The organism is Pseudonocardia oceani (genome assembly GCF_019263585.2).
Taxonomy (GTDB): Bacteria; Actinomycetota; Actinomycetes; order Mycobacteriales; family Pseudonocardiaceae; genus Pseudonocardia; species Pseudonocardia oceani.
The window spans coordinates 2,992,914-3,008,385 of sequence record NZ_JADQDF010000001.1; the positions used below are offsets into that span (position 1 = coordinate 2,992,914).

Sequence of the window (15,472 nt, forward strand, 5' to 3'; positions counted from 1 at the left end):
CGACATCACCGGGATGGACATGAGCACCGACACCAGCACCGTCGCCGACACCGACGCCCCGCCGTTCCGCTACGGCGCCGCGCTGGCCGCCGACATCGAGCGCCGCTGGCAGGACCGCTGGGAGCGCGAGGGCACGTTCCACACGCCCAGCCTCCCCGGCCCGGACGCGGGCGCGAAGGTCTACCTGATGGACATGTTCCCGTACCCCTCGGGGTCGGGGCTGCACGTCGGGCACCCGCTGGGCTTCATCGGCACCGACGTCCTGGGTCGCTACCTGCGGATGAACGGCCGCACGGTCCTGCACACGATGGGCTTCGACTCGTTCGGCCTGCCCGCCGAGCAGTACGCCGTGCAGACGGGCACGCACCCGCGCACCACCACCGAGGCCAACATCCGGCGCTACAAGGAGCAGCTGCGGCAGCTGGGCCTGGCCCACGACGACCGGCGCACCGTCGCCACCACCGACGTCGAGTTCTACCGGTGGACGCAGTGGATCTTCCTGCAGATCTACAACTCCTGGTACGACCCCGAGCAGCAGCGAGCCCGTCCCATCGCCGAGCTGGAGGCCGAGTACGCCGCCGGCACCCGCGGCCCGTGGGACGAGCTGTCGCGCGTCGAGCAGCGCAAGGTCATCGACGGCCACCGCCTGGCCTACATCTCCGAGGCCCCCGTCAACTGGTGCCCGGGGCTGGGCACGGTGCTGGCCAACGAGGAGGTCACCGCCGACGGACGCAGCGAGCGCGGCAACTTCCCCGTGTTCCGGCGCAGCCTGAAGCAGTGGATGATGCGGATCACCGCGTACTCCGACCGCCTGGTCGCCGACCTGGACCGCCTCGACTGGCCCGATTCCGTCAAGGCGATGCAGCGCAACTGGATCGGCCGCTCCGAGGGCGCCCGCGTCAAGTTCGGCACCGCCACCGGCAGCGGTGCCCCCGCCGACATCGAGGTCTTCACGACCCGCCCCGACACGCTGTTCGGGGCCACCTACGTCGTACTGGCGCCCGAGCACCCGCTGGTCGGGAGCCTGACCCCGCTGGAGTGGCCCGAGGGCACCGACGAGCGCTGGACGGGCGGGGCGGGCACGCCCGCGCTGGCCGTCGAGGACTACCGGTTCGAGGCGGGCCGCAAGTCCGACCTGGACCGCCAGGAGAACAAGGAGAAGACCGGCGTCTTCACCGGCGCGTACGCCGTGAACCCGGTCAACGGTGCGCTGCTGCCGGTGTTCGTCGCCGACTACGTCCTGATGGGCTACGGCACCGGCGCGATCATGGCCGTGCCCGGCCAGGACCAGCGCGACTGGGACTTCGCGACGACGTTCGGCCTGCCGATCGTGCGCACCGTCGACCCGGGCGACTGGGAGGGCGAGGCGTTCACCGGCGACGGCCCGGCGATCAACTCGGCCAACGAGGAGATCAGCCTGGACGGGCTGGGCGTCACCGACGCCAAGCGCGCGATCACCGACTGGCTGGTCGCCCGCGGCGACGGCGAGGCGGTCACGCAGTACAAGCTGCGCGACTGGTTGTTCTCCCGCCAGCGCTACTGGGGCGAGCCCTTCCCGGTCGTCTGGGACGCCGAGGGCCTGCCCGTGGGCCTGCCCGACTCCGAGCTGCCCGTCGAGCTGCCCGAGATCGACGACTACTCCCCCAAGACCTACGACCCCGACGCGGCCGACACCGAGCCCGAGCCGCCGCTGTCGCGCAACGAGGACTGGGTCGTGACCGAGCTCACTCTGCCCTCCACGGACGGGGGAGCGCCGGTCCCGGCGTCCTACCGCCGCGAGACGAACACGATGCCGCAGTGGGCCGGCTCGTGCTGGTACCACCTGCGCTACCTGGATCCCGACAACCACGAGCGCTTCGTCGACCCCGAGATCGAGCGCTACTGGCTGGGGGCCGACCCCGAGCGCCCCGGCGACCCGGGCGGCGTCGACCTGTACGTCGGCGGCGTCGAGCACGCCGTCCTGCACCTGCTGTACGCCCGATTCTGGCACAAGGTGCTGCACGACCTGGGGCACGTGAGCTCCGAGGAGCCGTTCCGCCGACTGTTCAACCAGGGCTACATCCAGGCGTTCGCCTACACCGACGCCCGCGGCACCTACGTGCCTGCGGAGGAGGTCGTCGACGACGGCGCCGGCGGTTTCACGTGGAACGACGCACCCGTCTCCCGGGAGTACGGGAAGATGGGCAAGTCGCTGAAGAACGTCGTCACGCCCGACGAGATGTGCGAGCGCTACGGCGCCGACACGTTCCGGCTCTACGAGATGTCGACCGGCCCCATGGACGTCTCCCGCCCGTGGTCGACGCGCGACGTGATCGGCTCGCAGCGGTTCCTGCAGCGGGTGTGGCGCAACCTGGTCGACGAGACGACGGGCGAGGTGCGGGTCACCGACGCCGAGCCCGACGCGGCCACGCTGCGCGCGCTGCACAAGGCCATCGCCGGCGTGCACGCCGACTACCAGGCGCTGCACTACAACACGGCCGCGGCGAAGCTGATCGAGCTGAACAACCACCTGACCAAGGCGGGCACCGGCGTGCCGCGCCCGGTTGCCGAGGCGCTGGTGCTGATGATGGCCCCCCTGACGCCGCACATCGCCGAGGAGCTGTGGTCGCTGCTGGGCCACGAGGACTCGCTGGCCTACGCGGCGTTCCCGGTGGCCGACGAGCGCTACCTGGTGGCCGACACGGTCGAGTACCCGATCCAGGTCAACGGCAAGGTCCGCTCGCGGATCACGGTGGCCGCCGACGCCTCCCCCGCCGACGTCGAGGCGGCAGCGCTGGCCGACGAGAAGGTGGCGGGCGCGCTGGGCGGCAAGCCCCCGCGCAAGCTGATCGTGGTGCCGGGCCGCCTGGTGAACGTGGTCGTCTGACCTACCGGCGCTTGCGCGGCGGCCTCGGCTTCGGGGCCGCCCGCTGGGCCTTCGGGGCGCTCCGGGCGATCGCGACGAAGTCGGAGTGCGTCAGCCACGCCTCGACGGTATCGACCACCAGCGAGGCGTCCTTGATCGCCGTCGGTCCCTCGCCGGTGGGCACGGACCCGTCGTCGTGGGCGAGCTCGGCCCGGTTGTGCAGGGACCGCAGCATGCGCCCGGCCTCGGGGTCGAGCCCGCGCTCGGCCACGACGTGCCGCAGGAACGCGGCAACGACCGCGGCCGGCTCGGGACCGGGTGCGCGGCCCAGCTCCAGCAGCGCCGCCTCGGCGGCGGCCAACGCGGCCCGGTAGGCCAGCGCGACGGCCTGCGCGGCGAACCCGGTGGTGCCCAGCAGGTGCGCGGCGAACAGCTCTTCGCGGGCCCGCGCAACCCCGACACCGCTGCTCACGCGATCAGCCTCGCCTCGGCGGCGGCCCGCGCGAGCAGGGGCGTGTGCGGGTCGGCGAGCTGGGCGGCGCTCACGGGCAGTGCGGTGACGGTGAACCCGGTGCGCTCGGTGTGGCGCCACAGCACATCGTCCATGCGGTGGAGCTCCTCCCACGGCCAGCGCAGGTCCGACAGCACGACGAGGAGCTGCAGGTCGAACTCCCCCGGTCCGTTCCCGCGCACCCACGACCCGAACAGCAGCACCTGCTCCAGGCGGTCGCCGTAGAGCATCCCCAGGTCGACGGCGACGGCCGCGGGCAGGTCCTCGTCGCGCGCGACGGGGTCGGGGATGGCGGCCGCGAGGCGCTCGGCGTCGGCGCGGCCGATCAGCTCGACGTCGGCCAGCCAGTGCACCGCCCGGCGCCGGGCCCGTGCGCCGCGGTAGCGGAACCACTGGTCGCGCAGCTCCGGGAACTCGAAGAGGGTGTCCTTGAACCGGCGGAACGCGCCGGGGCCGCTGATCGCGCGGTCGAGCAGGTCGGCGGCGCGGCGGTGGTGCACGGCGGCCACGAACTGGGCCATGTCCTGGTAGCTCTCGCGCGACTCGGTCCGCCGGATGCGCACGCCCGACGGCCGGGGCGCTCCGACGTCGGCCAGGTGCGAGGAGATCGCACCGGTGCCGGGGTCGATCCACCACGACGTCCCGGGCGTGCGGTCCTCGAGCGCCGCGCACAGCTCGTCGAGATCAACCGACTCCGGATCGAGCATCTGTCCACGGTACCGCTGCGGGGTCAGTGCGAACCGTGCGAACGGCCGCCGAGCGCCGAAGCGAGCAGGATCGCCCCCCAGATGCCGATCGGGAACATCGGCCAGAAGAACAGGAAGCCGCCGGACGCGACCGAGGTGATGCCCCAGATCGTGATGAGGACGACCGCGGTGCCCGCCCAGGAGCGCCACTCCTCACCCGGGCCCTCCCGCTTGGCAACGGCTGTCGACCCGGCCTTCACCAGCGGCACGGCGGCCGGCGCCGGGAGGTCGGCGGTGATCTCCGCGAGCTCGCCGTAGGTCCGGGAGGCGTAGGTGTCGCGCAGGCGCTCGTCGTAGTCGGACAGGTCGAGCCTGCCCTCGTCGACGGCGTGCCGGAGCCGCTGGGCCACGGCGGCGCGGTCGGCGTCGGAGGCCCTCATCCCGGCGCGTTCGATGTCCCCGCTCACGCTCTCCACAGTAGGCGCGCCGGGGTCGCCGGCGCACCGTGCGGACGCGGTCCGGTGACAGTTGTCAGGTGCCGGCGAGGGGTGTCAGGCGCCCGCCGGCCGCAGCACCATCTCGGTGAGGGCGGCGTCCGGCGGGGCCGTGACGGCGAGCAGCACCGCGCCTGCCACCGACTCGGGCCGCAGGTAGGAGCCCGGGTCGTACTCGCCGCCCTCGTGCGCGACGACGGCCCGCTGCATGTCGGTGTCGACGCGTCCGGGGTGCACCGAGGTGACCCGGACGCCCGCGGCGGCCTCCTCGGCGCGCAGCGCGTCGGCGAAGGCGCGCAGCGCGAACTTGCTGGCGGCGTAGGAGCCCCAGCCCGGGCGGGCGGTGAGCCCCGCGCCGGAGTTGACGAGGACCACCCGGCCGCGCGCGGCCCGCAGGGCGGGCAGCAGCAGCCGGGTGAGCTCGGCGACGGCGACGACGTTGACCTCGAACTGGCGGCGCCAGGTGGCGGCCGGGGTGTCGGCGACGGTGCCGAGCAGCCCGACACCCGCGGAGTGCACGAGCACGTCGAGCCGCTCGATGCCGGCGGTGGCCTCGGCCAGCGCAGCGGCGTCGGTCAGCTCGACGGGCCAGGCCCGCGAGCCGGGGAGCTCGGCGGCCAGCGCCGCCAGCGCGGCCTGGTCACGCCCGCCCAGGAGCAGGTCGTGACCGGGCGCGAGCGCGCGGGCGACGGCGGCCCCGATACCCCGGGACGCACCGGTGACGAGCGCGACGGGCTTCATGGCGCCGCACCCTATCCCGTGTGGATCAGATGCGGCGGGCCGAGTTGTACGAGCTGCGGTCGATCGAGGCGATCGCCACCGGCTTGCCGGACGTGCTGGCGTGCACCATCTGCCCGTCGCCGATGTAGATGCCGACGTGGCTCACCGGCGAGTAGAAGAACACCAGGTCACCGGGGCGGAGGTCGCCGCGGGAGACCGGGGTGCCGGTCTGCGACAGCGCGCGCGAGGTGCGCGGGACGTCGATGCCGGCCCGCTCGAAGGCCCAGTTGACGAGCCCGGAGCAGTCGAACGCCGACGGGCCGCTGGCGCCCCAGCGGTAGGGGGACCCGACCTTGGACAGCGCGAGCGACACGGCGGACGCGCGGGCCGAGGACGCCGCGGCGGGGGCCGCGGCCAGGGGGGCGGTGACGGCGACCTGCGCGACGCGGGTGTCCACGACGGGAGCGGCCGGTGCGGTGGCGACCGGGGCCGCGGCGACCGCGGGGGCGGCGGCCGGGGCGTCGGCGGTGGCGGGGATGACCGCCAGGACCGCGGCGGCGGCGGAAGCGGTGGCCACGACGGCAGCACGGGTCACGTACGAGCGGAGGTGGTGCGTCGCGGTGGGGGTGGACGCGGGGTGGATCGGCACAGACGGTTCCTCAGGGTGCGCACCGTCGGACGGCGATCGCGGGCCGGGGAGCACGCGGCGGTCGTACGGGGAACGCCGTCGAGGTTCTGGCCTGGCGGGTGCCGTCGTGGTGACCGGCGCGCCGTTCCCCGCCCGTCCGGACGGTGACCCCGCGCCCTCCGCTCCGGATGAGCAGTGGTGTCGCGAGGCCGTCCGCGACATTACGAACGGATTACTGCGGAATGGATGACGCAACTCTCATTCCGCGCTCCTCTTTCTTGTGACCGTGCTCACCGGAAATGGTGCGCAGAGGGACGAATTACACGGAGGGGATCCAGTCGATCACGCGATCGGCACTGGCGAGCGGGTGACCTGCGACGTCGTTTCCGCTGAGATAGACCCGTGATACGACCAGACGGGTGAAAGCACTTCCGGAACGAAAGCGCCGGATCGTGGTGAAAAGGTTGCAGGAGCGAAGCAAATAAGGGCGCTGCGATGGTTCAGCGTTGCCACGGCGGGCGCGGCCCGGGGCCGCCGTACGGCGGGGGCGGCGGCCACGACTGCGGCCCGGCCATCGGGGGCGGGGGCGGCCCGGGCGGCGGCGGGGTCCAGTTCTGCGGGCCCCGGTGGGCCATCGCCACCGTCAGCGCCTCCGGGTGCCCGACGGCCGCGGCCCGCGCCCGCCGCAGCGTGCCCAGTGCCTGCTCGTGCCAGATCGGCGCCGACGACCCGACCGTGCCGCGGGCGATGCGGGCCCGCAGGAACGCGAGCTCGGTGACGGCCATCTGGTACTCCACGACCGCCTTGGCGGTGGCGCGGCCCGAGCGGCGACGCACCGCGGCCTGCCAGCCCCGGCGCCCGGCCAGGCTCGACAGCAGGGGCACCTCGCTCGGCGCGATCCAGCCGGCCTGCGCGAACAGCGGGAGCTGGTCGGCCACCGTGCGCTGCTCGCGGCGGCGCTGCCACACGACCACGCCGATCATCACGAGGAACAGCGGCAGCATCACGAACGCGTAGACGCCCAGGAACACCCCGCCGCCCGCGATGGTGGCCGAGCCGTTCCACAGGGCGTGCAGGAACACCGCGACGACGTAGCCCACGGCGATCGCGACGACCCGCACCACGGGGCTGCGGTGGCGCGCCGCGATGCCCGCGCCGATGCCGGTCATCGCCGTGAACAGCGGGTGCGCGAACGGCGAGAGCACCCCGCGCACCAGCAGCACGCCGAGCACCGCGCCGCTCTGGCCCGCGACGGAGTCCTCGGCGAAGGCCCGCCCGATGTAGAGGATGTTCTCGGTGAACGCGAAGCCGGCCGCCACCAGCCCGGCGTAGACGATGCCGTCGACGATCCCGTCGAACTCGCGGTAGCGGAAGACCAGCAGGCCGACGAGGAAGACACCCTTGAACGCCTCCTCGACGACGGGCGCCACGATCACGGCCCCGTAGACGTCGCCCTGGCCGGTGAGCTCGTCGATCAGCAGCGCGGCGCCGGAGTTGATGAGCAGCGCCGACAGGGTGGCGAAGCAGGCGCCCCACAGGAACGCGAACAGCAGCAGCCGCGGCGGCTCGGGCTCCCAGCGGTCGATCCACAGGAACGCGGCGACGACCGGCCCGACCGGCAGCAGGGCGCACAGCGCGCCGACGACCACCCCGCCCGGGCCCACGCTGCCCGCCACGAGCCCGATGACCACCAGACCGCAGATCGCCAGGGCCAGCAGCCCGAGGACCGGGCCGAGGACGAACCGGCGCTGCCGGTCCGACGTCGGCAGCGGCGGCGGCGCGCCCCACCCCTGTGTCACCTGCGCCATGGCACCGGAGCCTACGGGCCGGGGTCGGTCACCGCGCGCGACCGGGCTGGTCGTCGTCGGGGGTCCGGCAGCACCGCTCGAGCCACAGCGCGCCGCCCACCAACACCAGTGCGGACAGGATCCCGACCGTGCCCGCGACCGCGTCGCCGGCCGCCGCGGCGATCTCCGCGGAGCGCGGCAGGGCGTGCACCAGCAGCCCGGCCCAGGCCCCGGCCATGATGGCGCCGGCCATCGACGAGGCCCGGGCGACGAGCACCGCGCGCGCGGCCACCAGCGGGGGCACCGGGGTCGTGCCCGGGCGCCGCTCGATGCGCGCCCGCAGCGCGCGCCCGCCGAGGGCCTCGGCGACGCCGAGCGCTGCGAGCGTGGCTCCGGCCGCGGCGGGGATCGAGGGCAGCGAGCCGTAGGTGAGCCGGACCAGCAGGTTGGCGACGACTGCGGTCACGAGCGCGGCGATCAGCAGGTCGCGCGGGCGCGTGGCCGTGACGAGCGGGCCGCTCACCGCTGCGTCCCCTTCACCGCTGCGTCCCCTTCACCGCTGCGTCCCCCTCACAGCGCGGGCCCCGGCCGCATCCCGTCCTCCGCGTCCGCGCCCAGCGCGGTCAGCAGCACGGCGACCGGGCCGTGGCCGGGCAGGACGGCGTCGGGGTCGACGTCGAGCCACGGACGCAGCACCGTGGCCCGCTCGGGCGTGCCGGGGTGCGGGAGAAGCAGGTCGGGATGGTCGCTCTCGACCGGCCCGTCGTCGCCGGTGACCGTGACGACGTCGACGTCGAGCGTCCGCGGGCCCCAGCGGACCTCGCGCACCCGGCCCGACGCGTCCTCCAGGGCCTGGCCGCGGCGCAGCCACTCCCAGGCGTCGGCGCCGGGGTCGTCGACGACGATCACGGCGTTGAGGAAGTCGTCCTGGTCGACCCCGCCCCACGGCGCCGTCTCGTACACCGGGGAGACGCCGACGAGCACGTCGGCGAACCCGGCGACCGCGGCGCGCAGGTGTGCGACCCGGTCGCCGAGGTTGGAGCCCAGGGAGAGCACCGCGCGGCTCATGACCGCGACCGCCGCGCCACCACCGCCACGTCGGCGAACTCCACCGGGATCGGTGCCTGCGGCTTGTGCAGCACCACCTCGACGGCGCCCACGCGCGGGTCGGTGAGCACATCGTCGGCGATGCGGGCGGCCACGGTCTCGATGAGGTCGCACGGCTCGCCGCCGACGATGTCGGCCGCGCGCTGCGCGAGCTCGCCGTAGTGCAGCGTGTCGGCGAGGTCGTCGGACGCGGCGGCGGGGGCGAGGTCCATCCACACCGTGACGTCGACGACGAAGTCCTGGCCGTCGCGGCGCTCGTGGTCGAACACGCCGTGGTGCCCGCGGACCCGCAGGCCGCGCAGCTCGATGCGGTCGCCGCCGAGCACGTCCTCCCCGGGCTTCACGAGTGCGGGTTGGCCGGGGGGCCGGTGCGGGCCCGCGAGGCGCCGAGCTGCCAGGCGGACGCGACGGCGACGGCGTCCATGCTCGCGTCGACGTCGTGCACCCGCACCCCCCACGCGCCGGCGTGGGCGGCGAGCGCGGTGATCGCGGCAGTGGCGCCGTCGCGGCCCGGGGTCGGGCGGGGCGCGCCGTCGGCGTCGGCCAGGAGCTCGCCGAGGAACCGCTTGCGCGAGGCCCCGACCAGCACCGGGAAGCCCAGAGCGACGAGCACGTCGAGCCGGCGCAGCAGCGCCCAGTTGTGCGCGGCGGTCTTGGCGAAGCCGAGGCCGGGGTCGAGCACGAGCAGGCCCGGGTCGACGCCCGCGAGCACCGCGGCGTCGGCGCGCGCGACCAGCTCGGCGCGCACCTCGCCGATGACGTCCTCGTAGGAGGCCAGCTCGCTCATCCGGTCGCTGTGCCCGCGCCAGTGCATGAGGATCCACGGCACCCGCGCCGCGGCGACGACGGCGGCCATCCGCGGGTCGGCGAGGCCGCCGGACACGTCGTTGACCAGCGTGGCGCCCGCCTCGACGGCCGCCTCGGCCACGGCGGCCCGGGTGGTGTCGACGCTGACGCGCACGCCCTCGGCGACGAGGTCGCGGATCACCGGGACCACGCGGTCGGCCTCGGTGGCGGGGTCGACGCGGCCGGCGCCGGGGCGGGTGGACTCGCCCCCGACGTCGACGAGGTCGGCGCCGGCGTCGCGCATGGCGACCCCGTGCGCGACCGCGTGCTCGCGGTCGAGGTACCGGCCGCCGTCGGAGAAGGAGTCGGGCGTGACGTTCAGGACGCCGAGGACGGCGCAACGCCCGGGGTGCGGCAGGTGCATGACCGTCAGGTACCCCGGATCAGCGAGTACGCCTCGGCACGTGAGGAGGGCGACGTCTGGAACAGCCCCCGCACGGCGGAGGTCATCGTGCGCGACCCGGGCTTGCGGATGCCGCGCATGCCCATGCAGAGGTGCTCGGCCTCCATGACGACGATGACGCCGCGCGGCGCGAGCTTGCGCACGAGCGCGTCGGCGACCTGCCCGGTGAGCCGCTCCTGCACCTGCGGGCGCCGCGCGTAGAGGTCGACGACCCGGGCGATCTTGGACAGGCCGGTGACCCGCCCGTTCTCGCCCGGGATGTAGCCGACGTGCGCCATGCCGTGAAAGGGCACGAGGTGGTGCTCGCACGTGCTGAACATCGGGATGTCCTTGACGAGGATCAGCTCGCGGTGCGACTCGTCGAAGGTCTTCTCGAGGACGGCGTCGGGGTCGGTGTAGAGCCCGGCGAAGATCTCCTCGTAGGCGCGGGCGACCCGGGCCGGGGTCTCCCGCAGGCCCTCGCGGTCGGGGTCCTCCCCGACGGCGATCAGCAGCTCCCGGACGGCGGCCTCGGCCCGTGCGCGGTCGACGACCGGACGGCCGTTGGTGCCGGCCGCCGTGCGGAGCGCGCCTCCGGGGAGCCCGGCGCTCAGCGCGGACCGCCGTGGTCGGGGTGGGCGCCGTCGGGGTCGGTGCCGTCGACGGGCGGCGTGGCGTGCCCGTTGCCCGCGGTGCCGTTTCCGTGGCCCGTGCCGTTCGGGGTGCCGTTTCCGTTGGTGCCCGGGACGTCACCGGTGCCGTTGCCCGTGGTCGGGCGGTCCCACGGTGGTGCGACGGGGGGCTGCTGCTGCGGCGGCTGCCACTGGCCCGCGGGAGGCCAGGTCTGGCCGCTCGGCGTGGTGGCCGGGCGCCAGTCCGGCGGGGCGCCGTAGTTGTGCGGCACCGACGTCGGACGCCCGTCCTGCGGCGGCGGCACCGGGGTGCCCCAGCTCTGGTGCGGGGTGGACGGCCTGTGGGCCGGGAACCCGCCGGGGTGACCGCCGCCCTGCGGGCCGGGCGCGGGCGAGCCGCCGGTCGGGCCGGCGGCCGGCACGCCGTGCGGCGCGCCGCCGGGGAACGAGCCGACGGGCGTGGGCTCGCGGGTGGGCTCGGCGTGCGGCGGCCAGGGCTCGCCGCGCTCCTTGGCGCGCTCGGCCGGGGTGAGGATCGGCGGCTTGTCCGACGGGGTGCGCCCGCCGAAGTCGTTGAACGCGGTGATCCGCGGCCGCTTCTCCACCTTGTCGAAGATGCGCTCGAGGTCCTTGCGGGTGAGCGTCTCCTTCTCCAGGAGCTCGAACACCAGCTCGTCGAGCACGTCGCGGTAGCTGTTGAGGATGTCCCACGCCTCGGTGTGCGCGGCCTCGATCAGCTTGCGCACCTCCTCGTCGATCTCGTGGGCGACCTCGAGCGAGTAGTCGGCCTTGTTGCCCATCGAGCGGCCCAGGAACGGGTCGCCCTGCTCCTGGCCGTAGCGCACCGCACCCAGGCGGGCGCTCATGCCGTACTCGGTGACCATCGCGCGGGCGATCTTCGTGGCCTGGTCGATGTCGGAGGACGCGCCGGTGGTGGGCTCGTGGAAGACGAGCTCCTCGGCCGAGCGGCCGCCCATCGCGAACACCAGGCGCCCGATCATCTCCGAGCGTGTCATCAGGCCCTTGTCGTCCTCGGGCACGACGAGCGCGTGCCCGCCGGTGCGCCCGCGGGGCAGGATCGTGAGCTTGTAGACCGGCTCCAGGTCGGGCATGGCCCACGCGGCGAGCGCGTGCCCGCCCTCGTGGTAGGCCGTGATCTTTCGCTCCTGCTCGGAGATGATCTTGCCCTTGCGGCGCGGGCCGCCGACGACGCGGTCGACCGACTCCTCCAGCGCCGCCCCGTTGATCAGCGTGGCGTTCTCGCGCGCGGTGAGCAGCGCGGCCTCGTTGATGACGTTGGCCAGGTCGGCGCCGGACATGCCGACCGTGCGCTTGGCGAGCGACTCGAAGTCGACGTCGGGCGCGAACGGCTTGCCCGCGGAGTGCACCTGCAGGATCGCGCGGCGGCCGGCCATGTCGGGGGCGCCGACCGGGATCTGGCGGTCGAAGCGGCCCGGGCGCAGCAGCGCGGGGTCGAGGATGTCCGGGCGGTTCGTGGCGGCGATGAGGATGATGCCGCCGCGGGCGTCGAAGCCGTCCATCTCGACGAGCAGCTGGTTGAGCGTCTGCTCGCGCTCGTCGTGGCCGCCGCCCAGACCGGCGCCGCGCTGGCGGCCGACCGCGTCGATCTCGTCGACGAAGATGATGCAGGGGCTGTTCTGCTTGGCCTGCTCGAACAGGTCGCGCACGCGGGACGCGCCGACGCCGACGAACATCTCGACGAAGTCGGAGCCCGAGATCGTGTAGAACGGCACGCCCGCCTCGCCGGCCACGGCGCGCGCGAGCAGCGTCTTGCCGGTGCCGGGCGGGCCGTAGAGCAGCACACCCTTCGGGATCTTCGCACCGAGCGCCTGGTAGCGCTGCGGGTTCTGCAGGAAGTCCTTGATCTCGTAGAGCTCCTCGACGGCCTCGTCGGCCCCCGCGACGTCACCGAAGGTGGTCTTCGGCATGTCCTTGTTGAGCTGCTTGGCCTTCGACTTGCCGAAGGACATGACCCGGTTGCCGCCGCCCTGGGCGTTGTTCATCATCCAGAACAGGACGAGCAGCACGAGGCCGAGCGGGATCAGGTAGATCAGCATCGTGGTCAGGAACGAGTCCTGGCGCACGGCGACGTCGAACGCGGGCCCGTTGGGCGCGTTCTGCAGGGCCTGCACGATCCGGTCGCTGGTCTGCACCGGGTACTGGGTGAGGATCTCGCTGCTGCCGTCGACGGGCTGGGCCAGCGTGAGGCGCAGGCGCTGCTCACGGTCCTCGACGAGGGCCTCGGTGACGTTGCCGGAGTCGATCTGGGCGAGCGCCACCGACGTGTCGACGCGGGTGTAGCCGCGCGTGTCGTCGAAGAGCAGGCTGAAGGTGAAGTAGACCAGGACCGCGACGAGGATCCAGATCAACGGGTTGCGGAGCAGGCGCTTGCGGTCCATGCAGCTTCGGCCTGAGGCGGCCTTCACCCTCCCTGGTGAGAAACTCCCTGCCAGGGGGCCGCGTCCGCGGCGAACGCGGCGCGACCGGCCCTGATCCGACCAGGGTAGCGGTCGGGGGGCGGTACTGCGCCGGGACGGCGGGACGATGCCCGCAGGCAGGGTCTGTGAGTGGTCAACGAGCACCGGGCGGGCGATGTTCCCGGTCACCCGTACAGGGGGGTAACGCGCGCCACGTCGCGCTCGTTAAGTTCCCCGCGGGCGTGTGACGGGCACAGGCGCGCCGACGACGGGGGTTCGTGCATGAAGGTCACCAAGCGGGGACCCGCGGCGTTCGCCGCAGCCTCCTGCGTCGTCGCACTCGCCGTCGTCGTCGCCCCCACGGCCACGGCCGCCCCGCCCGCCCTCGCGCTCCCCGCCGCCGTGTCCGCGCCGGCCGGCTGGGCGCCCGTCGGCGAGGCCGCGATCACCCCCGGCGTGATGACCGAGACCGCCGGCGGCGGCGCCTGCACCAGCAACTTCGTCTTCACCGGCGGCGACCGCACGTTCCTCGGCCAGGCCGCGCACTGCGCCGGCACCGGCGAGGCGACCGAGACCAACGGCTGCGACTCGGGCACCGGCCCGCTCGGCACGGCCGTCACGATCCGCGCCGCCGACGGCACCGCGCGCGCCGGCACGCTGGCCTACAGCTCCTGGGTCACGATGCAGCAGAACGGCGAGGCCGATCCCGACACCTGCCAGTTCAACGACTTCGCGCTCGTCGAGCTCGCGCCGCAGGACGCCGCCGACGTCAACCCGAGCCTGCCGTTCTTCGGCGGCCCGGTCGGCCTCGACACCGACGGCCTCCCCGCGGGCGAGCAGGTCTTCACCTACGGCAACTCCCCGCTGCGCCTGGGCATCCAGGAGCTCAGCCCCAAGGCGGGCGTGAGCGCGGGCGACGCCGGCGGCGGCTTCAGCCACGAGGTCTACACCATCACCCCGGGCGTCCCCGGTGACTCGGGCAGCGGCTTCCTCGACGCCGACGGCGACGCGGTCGGCCTGCTCTCCACCCTCAACCTGGCCCCGCTGCCGGTGAGCAACGGCGTCTCCGACCTGGCCCTGGCCCTGGCCTACGCCAACGAGTTCGGCGGCGTCGGGCCGGTGGAGCTGGTGCTGGGCACGGAGCCCTTCACGGCCCTGCCCGAGGGCGTGCCGCTCACGGCGGTGGCCCCGCCCGCCGGCCCGCCGGTGGGCGACGTCTGAGCCCTTCGCCGGGTGCACGCACCCGAGGTTCAGGAAAGCCACGTTCAGGCCCGCTCAGGGCAGGAACGTGGCTTTCCTGCATGGAGGGTGGGGGCGGCGCTGCCACAACGGGTCTCGCGCACCTCTTGGCGCACCGCGTACCTCTGGACGTGCGCGAACGACGGGCGGGTGCGCAGTTCGTGGGTGCTGGGGCGGTGATCGTCGGAAGTGTGACGTGGAGGTCCCGGTGGGGGCCGCGGTGGCGCGGTCTCGGTGATCACGGGCGCCCGCCTCCGGGCTGACGGCCGGCTGCGCCGTCGCGCTCACCCGCCGGCCGCGCACCGGCCGGGGAACCCGGCGCCCCTCGCCCGCCGTCCCGCGCACCGCCGGAGTGCGCAGAAAGCCGGTCGATGCGCAGTTCGCGGTCAGCGGCGGGTGATCGCCGGGAGTGCGACGTGGGGGTCGCTGTGGGGACCTGGTGGCACGGTCCCGGTGATCAACCCCGACCGGCGGCCCGGGTCGAGCCGGTGCCGCCCACCCCGCGCTCCGGTCGTTCCCCCACTGCGCACCTCCTGGCGTCCCGCGCAGGTGCGCGGCCCGCCGGCGGGTGCGCGAGCCCGACGGTGCGTCAGGCGTAGACCGAGGGGTGGAGCGTGCCGATGTAGGGCAGGTCGCGGTAGCGCTCGGCGTAGTCGAGGCCGTAGCCCACGACGAACTCGTTGGGGATGTCGAAGCCGACGTACTTCACCGGCACCTCGACCTTCACCGCATCGGGCTTGCGGAGCAGCGTGCAGACCTCCAGCGACGCCGGCCCGCGCGACTCCAGGTTCTTGAGCAGCCAGGACAGGGTGAGGCCGGAGTCGATGATGTCCTCGACGATGAGGACGTGGCGGCCCGCGATGTCGCGGTCGAGGTCCTTGAGGATCCGCACGACCCCCGACGACGAGGTCGACGACCCGTAGGAGCTCACGGCCATGAACTCCAGCTGCACCGGCAGCGGCAGGGCGCGGGCGAGGTCGGTCATGAACATCACGGCGCCCTTGAGGACGCCGACGAGCAGCAGGTCGGAGTCGCGCCCCAGGCCCGCGCAGCTCTCCGCGTAGTCGCGCCCGACCTCCTGCGCCAGCTCCGCGGTCTTCTCGCGGATGGCCTGCTCGGTGACCAGCGTGGATGCGATGTCACCGTCGTACACGGCG

Annotated in this window: 15 protein-coding genes; 2 read left to right on the top strand and 13 right to left on the bottom strand. The window is 74.0% G+C overall.

Features of this window, described 5'->3' with window-relative positions:
* The first annotated feature begins 19 nt into the window (after positions 1 to 19).
* Positions 20 to 2,866 carry a leucine--tRNA ligase gene (gene leuS, locus I4I82_RS14985; RefSeq protein WP_218593803.1) on the top strand — a complete coding sequence of 949 codons (2,847 nt, stop codon included), beginning with the start codon at positions 20 to 22 and terminating at the stop codon, positions 2,864 to 2,866.
* Between the two features lies 1 nt (position 2,867).
* Here leuS and I4I82_RS14990 read toward each other — a convergent pair whose 3' ends face one another.
* The 12 genes from I4I82_RS14990 to ftsH all read right to left on the bottom strand — a co-directional run bounded on the left by I4I82_RS14990 (position 2,868) and on the right by ftsH (position 13,058).
* Entirely contained in the window at positions 2,868 to 3,317 is a 450-nt protein-coding gene (locus tag I4I82_RS14990) for a hypothetical protein (RefSeq protein ID WP_218593804.1), read from the bottom strand.
* Positions 3,314 to 4,063: a UPF0158 family protein gene (locus tag I4I82_RS14995; protein ID WP_218593805.1), complete on the bottom strand. Its 750-nt coding sequence runs from the start codon at positions 4,061 to 4,063 to the stop codon at positions 3,314 to 3,316. Before I4I82_RS14995 ends, I4I82_RS14990 begins: the two co-directional genes overlap by 4 nt.
* A 23-nt stretch (positions 4,064 to 4,086) precedes the next feature.
* Positions 4,087 to 4,509 (bottom strand): DUF1707 SHOCT-like domain-containing protein, encoded by a 423-nt coding sequence (locus I4I82_RS15000; protein WP_226370066.1) that lies wholly within the window; start codon positions 4,507 to 4,509, stop codon positions 4,087 to 4,089.
* An 84-nt stretch (positions 4,510 to 4,593) separates the two neighbouring features.
* On the bottom strand, positions 4,594 to 5,277 hold the full coding sequence (locus tag I4I82_RS15005; protein WP_218593806.1) for an SDR family oxidoreductase: 684 nt from the start codon (positions 5,275 to 5,277) through the stop codon (positions 4,594 to 4,596).
* A 25-nt stretch (positions 5,278 to 5,302) separates the two neighbouring features.
* Positions 5,303 to 5,833 carry an NlpC/P60 family protein gene (locus I4I82_RS34775; protein WP_308112788.1) on the bottom strand — a complete coding sequence of 177 codons (531 nt, stop codon included), beginning with the start codon at positions 5,831 to 5,833 and terminating at the stop codon, positions 5,303 to 5,305.
* 551 nt (positions 5,834 to 6,384) lie between these two features.
* On the bottom strand, positions 6,385 to 7,692 hold the full coding sequence (locus tag I4I82_RS15015) for a PrsW family intramembrane metalloprotease (protein WP_218595806.1): 1,308 nt from the start codon (positions 7,690 to 7,692) through the stop codon (positions 6,385 to 6,387).
* Between the two features lie 28 nt (positions 7,693 to 7,720).
* Complete coding sequence (locus I4I82_RS15020) at positions 7,721 to 8,194, bottom strand: DUF3180 domain-containing protein (protein ID WP_218593760.1); 474 nt, start codon at positions 8,192 to 8,194, stop codon at positions 7,721 to 7,723.
* 47 nt (positions 8,195 to 8,241) lie between these two features.
* Positions 8,242 to 8,739 (bottom strand): 2-amino-4-hydroxy-6-hydroxymethyldihydropteridine diphosphokinase, encoded by a 498-nt coding sequence (gene folK / locus I4I82_RS15025; protein ID WP_218593761.1) that lies wholly within the window; start codon positions 8,737 to 8,739, stop codon positions 8,242 to 8,244.
* On the bottom strand, positions 8,736 to 9,122 hold the full coding sequence (gene folB / locus I4I82_RS15030; protein ID WP_226370067.1) for a dihydroneopterin aldolase: 387 nt from the start codon (positions 9,120 to 9,122) through the stop codon (positions 8,736 to 8,738). Before folB ends, folK begins: the two co-directional genes overlap by 4 nt.
* A complete protein-coding gene (gene folP / locus I4I82_RS15035) occupies positions 9,119 to 9,988 on the bottom strand; it encodes a dihydropteroate synthase (protein WP_218593762.1) in 870 nt (289 codons plus the stop codon). The genes folB and folP overlap by 4 nt, the downstream gene beginning before the upstream one ends.
* Positions 9,989 to 9,993: 5 nt before the next feature.
* A complete protein-coding gene (gene folE, locus I4I82_RS15040; protein ID WP_218593764.1) occupies positions 9,994 to 10,620 on the bottom strand; it encodes a GTP cyclohydrolase I FolE in 627 nt (208 codons plus the stop codon).
* A complete protein-coding gene (ftsH, locus tag I4I82_RS15045; RefSeq protein ID WP_225920602.1) occupies positions 10,617 to 13,058 on the bottom strand; it encodes an ATP-dependent zinc metalloprotease FtsH in 2,442 nt (813 codons plus the stop codon). The genes folE and ftsH overlap by 4 nt, the downstream gene beginning before the upstream one ends.
* Positions 13,059 to 13,358: 300 nt before the next feature.
* Between ftsH and I4I82_RS15050 the strand changes: the two genes are divergently transcribed.
* Positions 13,359 to 14,297: a S1 family serine peptidase gene (locus I4I82_RS15050; protein WP_218595807.1), complete on the top strand. Its 939-nt coding sequence runs from the start codon at positions 13,359 to 13,361 to the stop codon at positions 14,295 to 14,297.
* Positions 14,298 to 14,904: 607 nt separating this feature from the next.
* Here I4I82_RS15050 and hpt read toward each other — a convergent pair.
* Positions 14,905 to 15,468, bottom strand: coding sequence for a hypoxanthine phosphoribosyltransferase (hpt, locus tag I4I82_RS15055; RefSeq protein WP_218589266.1), 564 nt, complete (start codon positions 15,466 to 15,468; stop codon positions 14,905 to 14,907).
* Between the last annotated feature and the right edge of the window lie 4 nt (positions 15,469 to 15,472).